The sequence below is a fragment of the Streptomyces xanthii genome (assembly GCF_014621695.1).
GTDB classification, from domain to species: Bacteria; Actinomycetota; Actinomycetes; order Streptomycetales; family Streptomycetaceae; genus Streptomyces; species Streptomyces xanthii.
This window is the reverse complement of sequence record NZ_CP061281.1, coordinates 4,054,238-4,070,481: the sequence shown is the minus strand read 5'-3', so window position 1 is coordinate 4,070,481 and position 16,244 is coordinate 4,054,238. Positions and strand designations below refer to the sequence as shown.

11 protein-coding genes and 1 riboswitch are annotated in these 16,244 nt (G+C 73.7%); of the genes, 7 read left to right on the top strand and 4 right to left on the bottom strand.

Annotated features, from left to right (window positions below):
- Window positions 1-122: 122 nt before the first annotated feature.
- Both IAG42_RS18475 and IAG42_RS18470 read left to right on the top strand, forming a co-directional pair.
- Window positions 123-917 (top strand): hypothetical protein, encoded by a 795-nt coding sequence (locus IAG42_RS18475; RefSeq protein WP_188338081.1) that lies wholly within the window; start codon window positions 123-125, stop codon window positions 915-917.
- 42 nt (window positions 918-959) lie between these two features.
- Window positions 960-3,452: a polysaccharide lyase family 8 super-sandwich domain-containing protein gene (locus IAG42_RS18470; RefSeq protein ID WP_188338080.1), complete on the top strand. Its 2,493-nt coding sequence runs from the start codon at window positions 960-962 to the stop codon at window positions 3,450-3,452.
- Here the strand turns inward: IAG42_RS18470 and IAG42_RS18465 are convergent.
- Both IAG42_RS18465 and cobN read right to left on the bottom strand, forming a co-directional pair.
- On the bottom strand, window positions 3,449-5,440 hold the full coding sequence (locus IAG42_RS18465; RefSeq protein ID WP_188338079.1) for a WD40 repeat domain-containing protein: 1,992 nt from the start codon (window positions 5,438-5,440) through the stop codon (window positions 3,449-3,451). The two genes, IAG42_RS18470 and IAG42_RS18465, sit on opposite strands and share 4 nt — an antisense overlap.
- 207 nt (window positions 5,441-5,647) lie before the next feature.
- A complete protein-coding gene (cobN, locus tag IAG42_RS18460; RefSeq protein ID WP_188338078.1) occupies window positions 5,648-9,373 on the bottom strand; it encodes a cobaltochelatase subunit CobN in 3,726 nt (1,241 codons plus the stop codon).
- A 54-nt stretch (window positions 9,374-9,427) separates the two neighbouring features.
- Window positions 9,428-9,497: riboswitch (cobalamin riboswitch) on the bottom strand.
- A 133-nt stretch (window positions 9,498-9,630) separates the two neighbouring features.
- On the opposite strand from cobN, the gene IAG42_RS18455 reads away from it, so the two are divergent.
- From IAG42_RS18455 to IAG42_RS18445, 3 genes are read left to right on the top strand one after another with little or no spacing between them, the layout of a single operon-like run.
- The gene (locus IAG42_RS18455) at window positions 9,631-10,959 is read left to right on the top strand and encodes a cobalamin biosynthesis protein CobG (RefSeq protein WP_223206058.1); all 1,329 of its coding nucleotides are present in this window, start codon (window positions 9,631-9,633) and stop codon (window positions 10,957-10,959) included.
- Window positions 10,952-11,596, top strand: a complete 645-nt coding sequence (locus IAG42_RS18450) for a precorrin-8X methylmutase (protein WP_188338076.1) — start codon at window positions 10,952-10,954, stop codon at window positions 11,594-11,596. Before IAG42_RS18455 ends, IAG42_RS18450 begins: the two co-directional genes overlap by 8 nt.
- Window positions 11,593-13,131: a precorrin-2 C(20)-methyltransferase gene (locus tag IAG42_RS18445; RefSeq protein ID WP_188338075.1), complete on the top strand. Its 1,539-nt coding sequence runs from the start codon at window positions 11,593-11,595 to the stop codon at window positions 13,129-13,131. The genes IAG42_RS18450 and IAG42_RS18445 overlap by 4 nt, the downstream gene beginning before the upstream one ends.
- On the opposite strand, the gene IAG42_RS18440 is transcribed toward IAG42_RS18445, so the two are convergent.
- Window positions 13,098-13,850, bottom strand: a complete 753-nt coding sequence (locus tag IAG42_RS18440) for a cobalt-precorrin-6A reductase (RefSeq protein WP_188338074.1) — start codon at window positions 13,848-13,850, stop codon at window positions 13,098-13,100. The two genes, IAG42_RS18445 and IAG42_RS18440, sit on opposite strands and share 34 nt — an antisense overlap.
- A gap of 11 nt (window positions 13,851-13,861) precedes the next feature.
- Between IAG42_RS18440 and IAG42_RS18435 the strand changes: the two genes are divergently transcribed.
- Window positions 13,862-15,013 (top strand): cobalt-precorrin-5B (C(1))-methyltransferase, encoded by a 1,152-nt coding sequence (locus tag IAG42_RS18435; RefSeq protein ID WP_188338073.1) that lies wholly within the window; start codon window positions 13,862-13,864, stop codon window positions 15,011-15,013.
- Here the strand turns inward: IAG42_RS18435 and IAG42_RS18430 are convergent.
- On the bottom strand, window positions 15,004-15,735 hold the full coding sequence (locus IAG42_RS18430; protein ID WP_223206057.1) for a MerR family transcriptional regulator: 732 nt from the start codon (window positions 15,733-15,735) through the stop codon (window positions 15,004-15,006). The two genes, IAG42_RS18435 and IAG42_RS18430, sit on opposite strands and share 10 nt — an antisense overlap.
- Window positions 15,736-15,778: 43 nt before the next feature.
- On the opposite strand from IAG42_RS18430, the gene IAG42_RS18425 reads away from it, so the two are divergent.
- Window positions 15,779-16,222: a DUF6194 family protein gene (locus IAG42_RS18425; protein ID WP_188341461.1), complete on the top strand. Its 444-nt coding sequence runs from the start codon at window positions 15,779-15,781 to the stop codon at window positions 16,220-16,222.
- Window positions 16,223-16,244: the final 22 nt, after the last annotated feature.

Sequence of the window (16,244 nt, the reverse complement as noted above, 5' to 3'; positions counted from 1 at the left end):
CCGGTGCTACGACCATCGGCGCGGCGGGCCCCCCGCGCACCCGGGACCCGGCCGTGCGGGTGAGGGCCCGCCCCGGCGCCGCCTCCCCGAGCAGGCCCGGAGCAGGTGTTTCAGTGGGCCGCATGCCAGAGCAGGTGCAGGAACAGCGACAGCCGGAACAGGTCCGCTCCATGGACCGCAAGGGCGGCCCCGGGCACACCGTGCTCCTCGCCCTCGCGCTCGCCGTGCCCGCGATCAAGGTCGCGTACACCGTGGGCGGTGCCGAGGGGGCCCGGGACGTGTTCGTCGGCATGGAGTTCGGGAACTGGCCGGACGTGCTCATCGGCATGGTCCTCACCGAACCCCTGCTCGGCGCCGTGCTCGGGATCGTCGCCTCCCGGGTCGTGTTCGCGCTGTTCGCCGCGCGGGGTGCCGTGCCCAAGGGCGGCGGGCTGCTCGGCACCGCCCGCCGCCTCGCCCTCACCGTCGCGAACCCGATCGCCGTCGGGATCCTCGCCGGATGCTTCTACGGGCCCTGGTGGGGGCTCGGCACCGGGCTCGCCGCGTTCGCGCTCCGCGAGGGCGTCGTCGTCGAGTACCGGGCCGGGCGGCGCGGGCGCCACCATCACGACCCCTCGTACGAACCGGCCCCCTGGCTGCGGCGGATCAGCGGCACCGAGCGGTGGGTGGCGGCCGTGCTCACCGTCCTGGTGCTCCCGCTCCTGGCCGTCGGGACCGCGCTCGACGGGCGGGCCTGGACCTCGGTGCTGCGCTGCCAGGTGCAGGAGGGGCGGCACGTCGACGCACAGCGGGTCATCGAGCTCGGCCGGAAGGGGAACGGGGTGGTCGGCTGGAGCCTCGACACGGAGGAAGTGGTGAACGGGGCGGGCTGCGAGAGCACGGGGTCCCTGCGGGTGCGGAGCGCCTGGTGGGAGTGAGACCCCTTGTGAGGGAGGTGATGGTCTGTCATCGTCCGGCGGATGGGACTCAGTCGCAGGCACGTGCTGGGGATGCTGGGGGCGGCCGGAGTGCTCGGGGTCGTACCGGTCGGGTGGGCCGGGGCCGCCCGGGCCGCTGACGGGGCGGCCCGGGTGCTCGCCAACACGGTCGCCGTGTTCGCCGGCACCGAGGACTCCAACTCCCGTGCGGAGACGGCCGGCAAGCGCGCCGCGATCGAGCGCGCCGCCCGCACGAACCTCGCCGCGCTCGACGCCGCGAGCGGCGACACCGAACTCTTCTCCGGTCTCCCGCTCGGCACCAGCGACCCGAACCTGACCGCCAGCTTCCAGAAGCTGTACGAGATCGCGCTCGCGACGCGCACGCCCGGCGTCCCGGCCGATCTGTACGGGAGCACGGCCGTGCAGGACCGGGTGCTCGACCGGCTGGCGTGGCTGCACGAGCGCTTCTACGGCGACCAGTCCAAGGGCTACTACGGCAACTGGTTCTCCTGGGAGATCGGGATCTCCCAGCACCTCACCCGCACCCTCGTCCTGCTCGCCGGCCGCGCCCCCGCCGAACTGGTCACCGCGTGCCTCGCCTCGATGGACGCGTACCTGCGCAACGGCAAGGACGGTGACGTCGACCTCGACTCCCGGTTCCACACCGGCGCGAACCTCGCCGACATCACCACCAACCGCATCCTCCAGGGCGCCCTCACCGCCGACGAGGCCCGCATCCGCAAGGCGCTCACCGACCAGCTGACCGTGTTCGCGACGATCGACCCGTACGACCTGCGGCACGGCGTGACGGACGGGTACTACGCCGACGGATCGTTCCTCCAGCACGCTTCCGTCGCGTACACCGGCTCGTACGGGAAGGGCCTGCTCAGCCGGGTCGTGCAGACGCTGAAGGTCCTCGACGGGAGCGGGTTCGCGCACGGCGACGAGCTGGTGCCGGTGGTGCACGGGTGGGTCGCGGACGGGTTCGCGCCGCTGATCTTCGAGGGCTGGATGATGGAGGCGGTGAAGGGACGCGCGGTGTCGCGCACCGGCACCGGGTACGACGACGTGGCCGTGATCGTGGAGGCCGTCGTCGACCTCGCCTCCCTGTCCGCGGGCGAACCGGCCCGGGCCCTGAAGAGCTATGTGAAGCACATCCGGGCCGGCTCCCGCAGCGCGCTCGACCCCACCTCGTTCGTCTCCCCGCTCAGCATCGTCCGGTACGCGGACCTCCTCGCCGACGCCTCCGTCCCCGCCGCCGACCTCAACCCGCCCGCCCGGTCGGTGGCCTTCCACGCCATGGACCGCACCGTGCACCGCCGCCCCGGCTACGCGTTCACGCTCTCCCGCAGCTCGGACCGGATCTCCAAGTACGAGTACATGAGCGGCGAGAACCTGATGCCGTGGTTCCAGGGCGACGGCGCGCACCAGCTGTACCTGTCCGGGCAGGACCAGCGGCAGGCGTACGGCGTCGACCACCTCGCCACCGTCTCGCCGTACGGTCTCGCGGGCGTCACCGCGCCCGTCGAGCACCGGGCCACCGTCCCGGAGGCGTACGGCGGCAAGCTCTTCTACGACAACCCCGGCCATCCGCTGAACTTCACTGCGTCCAGCGAGTCGCAGAACGCGTACGTCTACTTCCCGACCGCCACCGGCGCGCACTCCGGCGGCGCCGTGCTCGGCGCGTACGGGGCGGTCGGCTGGGTGCTCACGGACGACGTGCCGTGGCGGGACAAGACGGCCGGGATCCTGCCGGACGACTTCGTGGCGTACCGCTCCGCCCGCGCCACCCGCTCCTGGTTCCTGCTGGACGACGAGGTCGTGCTGCTCGGTGCGGGGGTCGGGGACGCGCCGGGCGCGGGCCGCGCGGTCACGACGACGCTCGACGCGCGGATCGCGGCGGCGGGCGACGCGGTGTCCGTGACGGAAGGGGACTCCTGGGTGCGCTGGGCGGATGCCACGCAGGGCACGGCGGTCGGCTACGTCCGGCTCGCCGGCCCGGCCGCCGAGCCCCGCCTGACGACCGTCACCCGCAGCCGCCGCACCGTCCGCCTCTCGAACCCGGACACGGCCGTCACGAAACAGGTCTTCTCCCTGACGACGGCGCAACCGCCCGGCGCCGGCCCGATCGCCTTCGCCTGGGCGCTGCTTCCCGGCGCCACGGCGGAAGCGGTCCGTTCGTACGACGCCGTCCGCGTCCTCGCCAACACCCCGCGCCTCCAGGCGGTCCGCCACGAGGGCCTCGGCCTGACCGCGCTGAACGGCTTCGGCGCCGGGACGCACCACGTGGCCGGGCTGAGCGTCGACGGGGCCGCATCCGTGCTGGTGCGCCAGAGCGGGGACGAGGTGGCGGTCGCCGTCGCCGACCCGACGACCACCCGCGACACCGTCACCGTGACCCTGCGCGGGCGGACCCTGCGCAAGGTCTCCGGAGACGACGCGGTGCGCGTCCGTGCCGTGCCGGGCGGCACCCGGCTCGACGTGGACACGCACCACGTGTACGGGCGCAGTCTCACCGCCCGTCTGACGGGCTAGTTCGTCGAGTACAGGTACTTCCAGGAGCTGTACTTCGTCGTGTTGACGTTGTCGCCCGAGCTGCCGTTGACGTACACGGCGCGGACCCGGAACTTGTAGCCGGAGGCGCCGACCGCGCCCATGTTGACCTTCGTCGTGCCCGCGGTGCCGAGATTGAAGTACTCACTGCCGCCCGAGCGCCAGGCGCCGCCCGCGTAGACCTGGAGGTCGAGGCGGAACTGCCGGCCCGTGTAGTAGTTCATCGACGTCGTCACGTAGATCGTCGAACTCTTGTGGAACCAGTAGTACTTGTGCGAGCCGATGGTCCCGGTCTTGTAGTGGTTCGACGGGGTGACCGAGGAACGGGCCCGGGTGTAGACGGTGTTGGTGACCGTCTTGGGCTTGTAGCGGGCGTCGCCCGCGTACACCGCGGAGAGCGTGACGTCACGGGTCAGGTCGAGGGTGACGGACAGGTTGCCGCTGGAGTTGACCGTGCCCGACTTCACCAGCTTGTTCGGCCGGTCGCTGCCGTAGGGGTTGGCGTAGATGTCCACCTTGCGGTTCTTGTAGGTGGTGCCGAGGTGCGCGGTGAACGTGACGTCGCTGCCGTACTCGTAGACGTTCTTGTTCTTGTTCAGCGTGAGCGTGGTGCTGTTGCGCGACACCTCGACCGCGTCCGACTTGCTGACGGGGGCGTGGTCCGCGTCGCCCGCGTAGGACACCTTGTAGGTGACCTTGCCGCCGGCGGGCGGGGTGTCGGTGAACGAGTACGTGCCGTCGGCCTTGGTGGTGACGGTCTTGACGACCTTGCCGCTCGGAGTCTCCAGGTCCGACCTGGTGACCGTCAGCTGGACGGGGGCCGTGAACGGCACCACCGAGCTGATCTTGCCGGTGGCCGTCAGGGACGTGGCGCGGGTGGCCGTCGACGGGGCGTTCACCGTCAGGGTGGGGGCCGTGCGGTTCGGGTCCGTGTAGGTGTGCAGGCGGAAGGCGCCCTCGTAGTTGTCGGAGACCGCGAACAGGAGGGAACCGTCGGGCGTCCAGGCCACCGCCCCGGGGACCAGGGTGTCGTCACCGCTGGAGATGGTGGAGGTGTGCCCGAGCGCGTAGCTGCGGATCGCGGTGGTCCCGCCCGGACGGTAGACGTGGACCGTGGAGTCGTACGAGGGCGAGCTGCCCTCGGCCACGTTCCCGGAGGGCGAGACCGCAACGGCGGAGCCGAAGCCACCGGCGGGGTAGGTCCGCACCGGGCTGAGGTCGGTGGTCGCGTAGGCCGAGGGCGCGGACCCGCTGCCGCCCGCCACGAACAGCTCGGTGCCGTCCGGGGAGAACGCGAGCTGGCGGTGGAAGGAGGCACCCTCCAGGCCCTTGACGACCCGCTCGGTGGCCGTGGTGCCGGACAGGTCGTACACGGCGGCGACCCCGCCGGAGGTGTTCGGGTCCCCCGCGGCCAGTTCCTTGCCGTCCGGCGACACGGCGATGACCGGTGCCCCGTAGAAGGTGTACGAGCCCTTTTGGCCGAGGGCGGGCTCGGGGGTGGGCTGCGTGGTGTCGAGGGAGCCGAGCGCCCCGTCGCCGGACGGGCCGTAGCTGAACCACAGGACGTCGCCCGCCACCGCGAGGTCCAGCGGTGCGTCGGCGCCGCCCAGCGCGTAGGAGCCCACCGTGGTGCCGGCGGCCGTGTCGATCTCGGCGATGGTGTCCGTGTCCGTCACGGCCGCGTACAGCCGCGAGGAGTCCGCCGACAGGGCGAGGCCGCGCACCCCGTCCAGGCCGGTGATGCGCCGCAGCTGGGCGCCGGCGTAGTCGGTGACGACGATGGCGTCGCTCTGCGGGTCGGAAAGATAGATCCGCTTGTGCACCCCGTCGACGGCCATGTCGCCGACGGACTTGACGCCTAGGGCCTTCGCCGGGTCGGCGACGGCGGTGCCGGATCCGGCGACGCCGAGCGCGGCCGAACCTGCGAGGACCGCGACGGCGGTCGCGGTGGAGAGAGCGCGTCTGCGCAAGGGTGTCGAACCCCCCTGGGTGGACCGGCGCCGGAGCGACGCCGGTGATGCTGTGGGAGCACGCGGACGTCCGGGCGCCGGAGGTACCCCCCACCGGAGAAGCCACTGGTCAACGCGGGCTCGAAGACGGCTGCATCGTAAGTCACCCAGGGGGTCGGCGGACAGTGGGTTCCGTCCGCCTTCTTCCGCCCCGTCCCGCACACCGTCCTACGCGTCGTCCTCCAGGTCGCCCTCGGTCTCCAGGTAGACCTGGCGCAGGGCCTCCAGGACCTGGGGATCGGGCTTCTCCCACATGCCGCGGGACTCGGCCTCCAGGAGGCGCTCGGCGATGCCGTGCAGGGCCCAGGGGTTGGCCTCGGAGAGGAACTGACGGTTCGTCTCGTCGAGGACGTACGTCTCCGTGAGCTTGTCGTACATCCAGTCGGCGATGACGCCCGTCGTGGCGTCGTAGCCGAAGAGGTAGTCGACGGTCGCCGCGAGTTCGAAGGCGCCCTTGTAGCCGTGGCGGCGCATCGCCTCGATCCACTTGGGGTTCACGACACGGGCGCGGAAGACGCGGGACGTCTCCTCGACCAGGGTGCGGGTGCGGACCGTCTCCGGGCGGGTGGAGTCGCCGATGTACGCCTCGGGGGCGGTGCCGCGCAGGGCGCGGACGGTGGCGACCATGCCGCCGTGGTACTGGAAGTAGTCGTCGGAGTCGGCGATGTCGTGCTCGCGGGTGTCCGTGTTCTTGGCGGCGACCGCGATGCGCTTGTAGGCCGTCTCCATCTCGCCGCGGGCCTGGCGTCCTTCGAGGCCGCGGCCGTAGGCGTAGCCGCCCCACACCGTGTAGACCTCGGCGAGGTCCGCGTCGGTGCGCCAGTCCTTGGAGTCGATCAGCTGGAGCAGACCGGCGCCGTACGTGCCGGGGCGGGAGCCGAAGATGCGGGTGGTGGCGCGGCGTTCGTCGCCGTGCTCGGCGAGGTCGGCCCGTACGTGGGCCCGTACGTGGTTGTGCTCGTCCGGCTCGTCGAGCGAAGCGGCCAGCCGGACCGCGTCGTCGAGCAGGCCGATGACGTGCGGGAACGCGTCGCGGAAGAAGCCGGAGATGCGCAGCGTCACATCGATGCGGGGGCGGTTCAGCTCCTCGTGCGGGATCGGCTCCAGGCCGGTCACGCGGCGGGAGGCGTCGTCCCAGACCGGGCGGACGCCGAGCAGGGCGAGGGCCTCGGCCACGTCGTCGCCGGCGGTGCGCATGGCACTCGTGCCCCACAGGGACAGGCCCACGGAGGTCGGGTACGCGCCGTCGTTGTCCTGCCGGTACCGCTCGACGAGGGAGTCGGCGAGGGCCTGGCCGGTCTCCCACGCGAGGCGGGACGGGACGGCCTTCGGGTCCACGGAGTAGAAGTTGCGGCCGGTCGGGAGGACGTTGACCAGCCCGCGCAGCGGGGAGCCGGAGGGGCCCGCGGGAACGAAGCGGCCCTCCAGGGCGCGGACGGAGTGGTCGAGTTCGTCCGTGGTCCGGTCGAGGCGGGGCACGACCTCACGGGCGGCGAAGTCGAGGATGGCGATGACGGAGTCATCGCCTTCAGGGTCGCGGGGCTGTGACACCTGCGGCTCCGCCGCGCGGGCGCGACCAGACCCCACCGGCCCGCTGTCGGCAACAACGCCCGCGACCGCGGCGGGATCCCAGTTCGCGGCCTCCATCGCCTCGACCAGCGCACGGGCCTGCTCCTCGACGGAGTCCGCCGCGGTACGGGTCGCCGCCGACTCGTCCAGCCCCAGAGCCTCCCGCAGCCCCGGCAGGGCCTCCGTGCCGCCCCAGATCTGGCGGGCCCGCAGAATCGCGAGGACCAGGTTCACGCGGGCCTCGCCCTGCGGCGCGGCGCCCAGGACGTGCAGGCCGTCGCGGATCTGCGCGTCCTTGACCTCGCACAGCCAGCCGTCGACGTGGAGCAGGAAGTCGTCGAAGCCGTCGTCGTCGGGGCGGTCCGCCATGCCGAGGTCGTGGTCGAGCTTGGCGGCCTGGATGAGCGTCCAGATCTGCGCGCGGATGGCCGGGAGCTTCGCCGGGTCCATCGAGGCGATCTGGGCGTACTCGTCGAGGAGTTGCTCAAGGCGCGCGATGTCGCCGTAGGAGTCGGCGCGGGCCATCGGCGGTACGAGGTGGTCGATGAGCGTGGCGTGGACGCGCCGCTTGGCCTGGGTTCCCTCGCCCGGGTCGTTGACCAGGAACGGGTAGATCAGCGGCAGGTCGCCGAGGGCGGCGTCGGGGGCGCAGGCGGCGGACAGGCCCGCGTTCTTGCCGGGCAGCCACTCCAGGTTGCCGTGCTTGCCGAGGTGGATCATCGCGTCGGCGCCGAAGCCGTTGTCGTCCGAGGACGCGGCGATCCAGCGGTAGGCCGCCAGGTAGTGGTGGGACGGCGGGAGATCGGGGTCGTGGTAGATCGCGATCGGGTTCTCGCCGAAGCCGCGCGGCGGCTGGATGAGGATGAGCAGGTTCCCGCGGCGCAGGGCGGCGAGCACGATGTCGCCCTCCGGGTTGCGGGAGCGGTCCAGGAACATCTCGCCGGGCGGCGGGCCCCAGTGCCGCTCGACGCCCTCGCGGAGCTCCTCGGGCAGGGTCGCGTACCAGCGCTTGTAGTCGGCGGCCGGGATGCGGACCGGGTTCTTGGCGAGCTGCTCCTCGGTGAGCCAGTCCTGGTCGTGGCCGCCCGCGTCGATGAGCGCGCGGATCAGCTCGTCGCCGTCGCCGGAGACGAAGCCGGGGATCTCGGCGGTGTCGCCGAAGTCGTAGCCCTCGTCGACGAGCCGGCGCAGGAGGGCGACGGCGGAGGCGGGGGTGTCGAGCCCGACCGCGTTGCCGATGCGGGAGTGCTTGGTCGGGTACGCGGACAGGACGAGCGCGAGCTTCTTCTCGGCGGCCGGGATGTGGCGCAGGCGGGCGTGGCGCACGGCGATCCCGGCGACGCGGGCGGCGCGCTCGGGGTCGGCGACGTAGGCGGGGAGCCCGTCCTCGTCGATCTCCTTGAACGAGAACGGCACGGTGATGAGGCGTCCGTCGAACTCGGGCACGGCGATCTGGCTCGCGGCGTCCAGCGGGGAGACGCCCTCGTCGTTCTCCTCCCAGTCGGCGCGCGAGGAGGTCAGGCACAGGGCCTGGAGGATCGGCACGTCGAGGCCGGTCAGCGCGCCCGCGTCCCAGGACTCGTCGTCCCCGCCGGCGCTCGCCTCGGCGGGGCGGGTGCCGCCGGCCGCGAGGACGGTCGTGACGACGGCGTCGGCGGCGCCGAGCGCGTCGATCAGCTCGGGCTCGGGGGCGCGCAGGGAGGCGACGTAGAGGGGCAGCGGGCGGGCGCCGGTCTGCTCGATCGCGTCGCACAGGCCGTGCACGAACGCGGTGTTGCCGCTCATGTGGTGGGCGCGGTAGTAGAGCACGGCGACGGTCGGGCCGTCGGCCCGCGGGGCGGTGCGGTCGAGGGGGCCCCAGGTCGGCGCGGCGGCCGGGGGCTCGAAGCCGTGGCCGGTGAGCAGCACGGTGTCGGACAGGAAGCGGGCCAGGTGCGCGAGGTTCGCCGGGCCGCCGTGCGCCAGGTACTTGTGGGCCTCGGCGGCGATGCCGACGGGCACGGTGGAGGCGGCCATCAGCTGCGCGTCCGGGGCCTGTTCGCCGGTGAGGACGACCAGCGGGATCCCGGCGGCGGTCAGCCGGTCGATGCCGTCCTGCCAGGCGCGGACTCCGCCGAGGAGGCGGACGACGACGAGGTCGGCGCCGTCGAGCAGCGCGTCGAGACCGGTCCCGGCGTCGATCCGGGACGGGTTCGCGAAGCGGTACGTGACCGGGGCGTCGGCGGAGGTGTTCGCCGCGCGGGCACTGAGCAGGTCGGTGTCGGACGTCGACAGGAGCAGGATGCGCTGCGCGGGCTGTGCCGGCTGCGAGGGCTGCTGAGACATGCGTCGTCTGGCCTTCCTCGGGGTGTCCGCGCCCCGGGTGGTTACTGACGGCGGGAGTTCCTGGCTCGCCCCCGGTGGGGGCTCACAGTGGCGGGACCGCGCCGGAATCGCACCGGGCTTCCTCCCCTGTCGCCGTCGCTGGCGATGTGACGGCCCGGACGGGACCGCCGCCGCTCATCGTACGGGGCGGGCGGGAAGCCCGATACGGGACGCTGCTCACAGCGGGAGCGCTGGTGGGGATGGGTATGCTCCCCGGCATGTCCCCCGCCCCCATACCCCTCGGTCCCGGTACGTCCGGTACGTCCCGGGGTGACGCCTGCCCCGGCGCGCTGCGGCTGCACGCCGCCGACGACGGATTCCTCGCGCGGGTCCGGGTGCCGGGCGGGGTGCTCACCGCGGTGCGGGCGCGGGCGCTCGCGGACGCGGCGGGGCGGCTCGGGGACGGGGTGCTGCACCTCACCTCGCGCGGGAACGTGCAGCTGCGGGGGTTGCGGGACGGGTGCGGCGGGGAGTTGGCGGAGGTGCTCGGCGAGGCCGGGCTGCTGCCGTCGCCGCTCCACGAGCGGGTCCGCAACGTGGTGGCTTCGCCGCTGTCGGGGCTCGACGGCGCGGGCTTCGTGGACGTGCGGCCCTGGCTGACCGGGCTTGATTCCGCGCTGTGCGCCAGCTCGGTGACGCCGGGTCTGTCGGGCCGTTTCCTCTTCGCGCTGGACGACGGTCGCGGGGACGTCTCCTCGCTCGGGCCGGATGTGCTGCTGCGCGGCCTCCCCGACGGCGGCTCGGCCCAACTGGTCGTCGCGGACGCGGAGTTCGTCGTGCGGTACGAGGACGCGGCGCGGGCGGCGGTGATCGCGGCCGAGTCCTTCCTGGCGGCTGCTTCGGAAGTGACGGGACGTCGGGTCTGGCGGGTCGCCGAACTGGGCGCGCCCTTGGCCGAGTTGATATCCCGGGACTTGATGGCGGCGGGGCTGCGCATGAGCACCCCCGGGGGCTCCGCCCCGGCCCCCGCTCCTCAATCTCCCCCAGACTTCGTCCGGGGGGACCCCGAGGGGCTTGATGAGGTGACCCGCCGCTCCTGGGGCGCACGAAGTGCGACCTCAGGGGCGCGGGGAACTGCGCGACCAGCCACGACGCACGCGTCACCCGGCGACGAACCAACCACCACCAACGGCGCTGCCCCCCTCATCGCGACGGCCCCCTTCGGATCGTTCACCCCGGACCAATGGGCGGCCCTCACCGACCTCGCCTGGCGCCTCCCGCAGAGGGAACTGCGGATGACCCCCTGGCGGACCGTCGTCGTCCCCGGCGCCGGGCCCGCCGACCGCCCCGCACTGGCGGCGGCCGGCCTGATCACGGACCCCACGTCGCCCGAGGCGAGGCTCGGCGCGTGCATCGGCACCCCGGGCTGCGCCAAGTCCCGTACCGACGTACGCCGGGACGCCGAGCCCCGCCACCCCACCCTCCCCACCTACTGGTCCGGCTGCGAGCGCCGCTGCGGTCACCCGGCCGGCCCGTACCTGGACGTAACCGCGCTGCCCGACGGCACGTACCGAACGACCGAGGAAAGAGCCGAACCCCGTGTATGACTACGAGAAGGACGGCGCGGCGATCTACCGCGAGTCCTTTGCCACCATCCGCGCGGAGGCCGCGGCCGGCCTCGCCGCGCTGCCCGCCGACGTCGCGCAGGTCGCGGTCCGCATGATCCACGCCTGCGGCCAGGTGGATCTCGTACAGGACATCGGCCACTCGGCCGGCGTCGTGGCGAAGGCCCGCGCCGCGCTGCGGGCCGGCGCGCCGATCCTCTGCGACGCGCACATGGTCGCGAGCGGCGTCACCCGCAAGCGTCTGCCCGCCGACAACGAGGTGCTGTGCACCCTGCGCGACCCGCGCGTCCCGGCGCTCGCCGCCGACCTGGGCACGACGCGCAGCGCCGCCGCGCTCGAACTGTGGCGGGACCGGCTGGACGGCGCGGTCGTGGCGATCGGCAACGCGCCGACCGCCCTGTTCCACCTCCTGGAGATGCTGGCGAAGGACGACGCGCCGCGCCCCGCGGCCGTGCTGGGCATCCCGGTCGGTTTCGTCGGCGCCGCCGAGTCGAAGGACGCGCTCGCGGTGAACGAGCTCGGCCTCGAGTACCTGATCGTGCGCGGCCGGCGCGGCGGCAGCGCCATGACGGCCGCCGCCCTGAACGCTATCGCGACGGAGGAGGAGATCCAGGCATGAGCGACACCAACTCCCCTTCCACCGCAGGCAAGTTGTACGGGGTCGGGCTCGGGCCCGGCGACCCGGAGCTGATGACGGTCGCGGCGGTCCGCGCGATCGCCGGCGCCGATGTCATCGCGTACCACTGCGCGCGCCACGGCCGCTCCATCGCGCGCTCGATCGCCGCGGAGCACATCCGTGAGGGCCAGATCGAGGAGCGGCTGATGTACCCGCTCACGGTCGAGACCACGGACCATCCGGGCGGCTACCGGGGCGCGCTGGACGACTTCTACGCGGAGGCCGCGGCGACGCTCGCCGCGCACCTGGACGCGGGCCGCACGGTCGCGGTCCTCGCCGAGGGCGACCCGTTCTTCTACGGCTCGTACCAGCACATGCACAAGCGCCTCGCGGACCGGTACGAGACCACGGTCATTCCCGGTGTGACGTCCATCAGCGCGGCGGCCGCCCGGCTCGGCGAACCGCTGTGCGAGGACAAGGAGACGCTCACCGTCATCCCGGGCACGCTCCCGGAGGACGAGCTGAACGCCCGGCTCGCGGCGGCCGATTCGGCGGTCGTGATGAAGCTGGGCCGGACCTTCACCAAGGTGCGCTCGGCGGTGGAGAACGCGGGCCGGCTCGACGACGCGCGGTACGTGGAGCGGGCGTTCATGGCGGGCGAGCGCACGGGCCGCCTCGCGGACATCGACCCGGAGTCGGTGCCGTACTTCTCGGTGGCCGTGCTGCCGTCGCGGATCGAGGCCGCACCGGTCGAGGACCCGGCGCCGGAGCGCGGCGAGGTCGTCGTCGTCGGCACCGGTCCCGCGGGCGCGCCGTGGCTGACGCCCGAGTCGCGCGGCGCCCTCGCCAACGCCGACGACCTGGTCGGCTACACGACGTACCTGGCGCGGGTGCCGCACCGGCCGGGGCAGACGCGGCACGGTTCGGACAACAAGGTGGAGTCGGAGCGCGCCGAGTTCGCGCTCGACCTGGCCCGGCGCGGGCGCCGCGTCGCGGTCGTGTCGGGCGGTGACCCGGGCGTCTTCGCCATGGCGACGGCGGTCCTGGAGGTCGCGGCGCAGGACGCGTACGCGGACGTGCCGGTGCGGGTGCTGCCCGGGGTGACCGCCGCGAACGCCGCCGCCGCGAAGGCGGGCGCCCCGCTCGGCCACGACTACGCGACGATCTCCCTCTCGGACCGGCTCAAGCCGTGGGAGGTCATCGCGGAGCGGCTGCGCACGGCGGCGGCGGCCGATCTGGTCCTGGCGCTGTACAACCCCGGCTCGCGCAGCCGCACCTGGCAGGTCGGCAAGGCCCGCGAGCTGCTGCTCGAACTGCGGCTGCCGGACACCCCGGTGGTCCTCGCCCGGGACGTGGGCGGCCCGGAGGAGTCGGTGCGCGTGGTGAAGCTCGCCGACCTCGACCCGTCCGTGGTCGACATGCGCACCCTGCTCATCGTCGGCTCGTCGCAGACGCAGGCGACGGTGCGCGGGGACGGCCGCACGATCGCGTGGACGCCGCGCCGCTACCCGGAGACGGCGCCGGCGGACCGCGTCTGAAGCCAGTCGGCGGCCTCGGCGACCGAGGCCGCCACCGGCACCCCGTCCGGGGTCGGCGGGCGGCGCACGACGACGACCGGGATGCCGGCCTCGCGGGCGGCGGCCAGCTTGGGGGCGGTGGCGGCGGCGCCGCTGTCCTTGGTGACGAGGACGTCGATGCGGTGCCGGGCCAGCAGCTTCCGCTCGCCTTCGAGGGTGAACGGGCCCCGGTCGAGCAGCACCTCCATGTGCGGCGGGAACGGCGGCTCGGGCGCGTCCACGGACCGTACGAGGAAGTGGGCGTCGTCGACCCCGGCGAACGCGGCGAGACCCATCCGGCCCGTGGTGAGGAAGACCCGCCCGGCGCCCGCGACCGCCCGCGCCGCCTCGGCCAGGGAGCCGACCTCCCGCCAGTCGTCGCCCGCGCCCGGCACCCAGCCGGGCCGGCGCAGGGCGAGCAGGGGAACATGGGCGGTGGCGGCCGCCTCGGCCGCGTTGAAGCTGATCGTCTCGGCGAAGGGATGGGTGGCGTCGATGACCGCGTCCACGGCGCTCTCGCGGATCCACCGGGCCATGCCCTCCGGACCGCCGAAGCCGCCGATCCGCACCTCACCGGCGGGCAGCCGGGGCGCGGCGACGCGGCCCGCGAGCGAGCTGGTGACGCGGAGCCCGGGCAGGGGGTGCAGGGCCCCGGCCAGTTCACGGGCCTCCGTCGTCCCACCGAGAACGAGTACGTGCATCGAGGAGCTCCATGTCTGAATCGGCCGGCCCGGGTGAGCCGAAGGGCGGGCGCGGGGCCCAACTCAAGCACACCGGTCTGCGGCCCGGCTGGACGACCGGGGCCTGTGCGACGGCCGCGACGACCGCCGCGTACACGGCGCTGCTGACCGGCGAGTTCCCCGACCCGGTGACGATCACGCTGCCCAAGGGGCAGACGCCGGCGTTCGCGCTCGCGGTGGAGGAGCGGGGCACCGACGGCAGTGCGACGGCGGGGGTCGTGAAGGACGCGGGCGACGACCCGGACGTCACGCACGGGGCACTGGTGCGGTCGACGGTGCGGGAGCTTCCGGCCGGTTCCGGGGTGGTGTTCCGGGCCGGACCCGGCGTCGGCACGGTGACCCGCCCCGGGCTCCCCCTGGCCGTCGGCGAACCGGCGATCAACCCGGTCCCCCGCGAGATGATGCGCACGCACGTCGCCGAGGTCGCGGCCCGGCACGGCGGTTCCGGGGACGTCGAGATCACGATCTCCATCGACAACGGCGCGGAGATCGCCCGCTCCACGTGGAACCCGCGCCTGGGCATCCTCGGCGGCCTCTCCGTCCTCGGCACCACCGGCATCGTCGTCCCGTACTCGTGCTCGGCGTGGATCGACTCGATCCGGCGCGGGGTCGACGTGGCGCGGGCAGCGGGCCGTACGCACGTCGCCGGCTGCACGGGCTCCACGTCCGAGAAGACGGTGATCCGCGAGTACGCCCTCCCCGAGGACGCGCTGCTCGACATGGGCGACTTCGCGGGCGCCGTCCTGAAGTACGTCCGCCGCCATCCCGTGGACCGCCTCACCATCTGCGGCGGCTTCGCCAAGCTCTCCAAGCTGGCGGCGGGCCACCTCGACCTCCACTCGGCCCGCTCCCAGGTCGACAAGCCGTTCCTCGCCTCGCTGGCGGCCCGGGGCGGCGCGTCCCCGGAACTGGCGGAACAGATCGCGGAGGCCAACACGGGCCTCGCGGCACTCCAGTTGTGCGACGCGGCGGGCGTCCCGCTGGGCGACCTCGTCGCGGCGGAGGCCCGCGACCAGGCCCTCTCCGTCCTGCGCGGGGCCCCGGTGACGGTGGACGTGATCTGCATCGACCGCGCGGGGAACGTGGTGGGGCGCAGTGCTTTGCGGGGGCCTGGTCAGTCCTGAGTGGCGGCGCCCTCGATCACCGCCACGAGGTGCGCACTCGCCCGGAGCAGCGCGACCGAACGTACGGCGAGGGCGCGGCGCCGGTCGTCCAGCGCGCGGCGGGCCCCGGCCCGGCCCTCGACGCGGTCCAGGGCGGCGACGATGTCCCGCACCGCGGGGATCGGGTGCCCTGCGCCGCGCAACGCGACGACGACGCGGGCGGCGCCGATCGCGACGGGACCGTAGCGCCGGGCCCGCTGTGAGGTGACCCGCTCGGGCACGACGAGCCCTTGCTCCTCCCAGAAGCGCAGGGCGGAGGGCCGCACCCCGAGCGCCTGGGCGAGCTCGGTGATGGTCATGGAATCGACCGCCTCCACCTCGCCTTCGAAACCGGCTCTGTGGACTTCGGCCTCCACGAGCTCCAGCGCCCGCTCGGCGGCCAGCACCTCGTCCCGCTCCCGCGCGAGCCCCGCGTGCAGCGCGTCCACGGTCGCGGCCGACTCCTCCAAAGACACGGTCCACAGCCGCGCGAGCAGCCGCCGCGCCTCGACGGGCCCGACGGCCTCGGCCAGGCCGCGGTAGGCGTGCAGGGCCCGTACATGCGTGTCCGTGTAGACGCGGTAGCCGTTGCCCTCGCGGGCCGCCGGCGGGAGCACGCCCAGCCGTTCCAGGTCCCGGACCTGCTGCACGGAGTACCCGGTGGCGCGGGCGACGTCGACGGTCCGCAGGCGCGCGAACCCCACGTAAGCACTTGAAGCGGAAGCTTGAGTCATGACGACCACCAGCATGGACCGGATCATCGCCGAGGTGCACGCTTTCGACGGCGCGCACGTGCAGCTGCCCACCCCCGGGGACGGCACCCCGGAGATCGCGTGGGGCGACGCGTTCTTCTTCTACGCCCCCGACGGCCGGCCCCCGGCGCACACGCAGCCCTACGCGACGATCGTCACCAAGAACTACCCCGGCGACACCGCCTCCGGCCTCGACACCCCGGACCGCTGGCGCCTGAACATCCAGGTCGCCCGCACGGCTCCCGCCCCCGACCTGCCGGTCGACCCGGACCACAGCGCCGTCGACGTCGTCCTGCCCCACCCGGTGTACGCCGCCCAGGGCTGGATCTGCGTCGTGAACCCGGCCGAGCGCACGACGCATCGGGCCCTCTCCCTTCTCCGGGACGCGCATGAGGCCGCCCGCGCGCGGCACGAGCGGCGGCTGACGGCTGACGGCTGACGGCTGACGGCTGACGGCTGAC

Bases quoted from the DNA above. Each gene is read 5' to 3' on its own strand.
- IAG42_RS18475 (WP_188338081.1), top strand. From the start codon at position 123: ATGCCAGAGCAGGTGCAGGAACAGCGACAGCCGGAACAGGTCCGCTCC.
- IAG42_RS18440 (WP_188338074.1), bottom strand. From the start codon at position 13,850: ATGCACGTACTCGTTCTCGGTGGGACGACGGAGGCCCGTGAACTGGCC.
- IAG42_RS18445 (WP_188338075.1), top strand. From the start codon at position 11,593: ATGAGCGACACCAACTCCCCTTCCACCGCAGGCAAGTTGTACGGGGTC.
- IAG42_RS18470 (WP_188338080.1), top strand. From the start codon at position 960: ATGGGACTCAGTCGCAGGCACGTGCTGGGGATGCTGGGGGCGGCCGGA.
- cobN (WP_188338078.1), bottom strand. From the start codon at position 9,373: ATGTCTCAGCAGCCCTCGCAGCCGGCACAGCCCGCGCAGCGCATCCTG.
- IAG42_RS18435 (WP_188338073.1), top strand. From the start codon at position 13,862: ATGTCTGAATCGGCCGGCCCGGGTGAGCCGAAGGGCGGGCGCGGGGCC.
- IAG42_RS18425 (WP_188341461.1), top strand. From the start codon at position 15,779: ATGGACCGGATCATCGCCGAGGTGCACGCTTTCGACGGCGCGCACGTG.
- IAG42_RS18455 (WP_223206058.1), top strand. From the start codon at position 9,631: ATGTCCCCCGCCCCCATACCCCTCGGTCCCGGTACGTCCGGTACGTCC.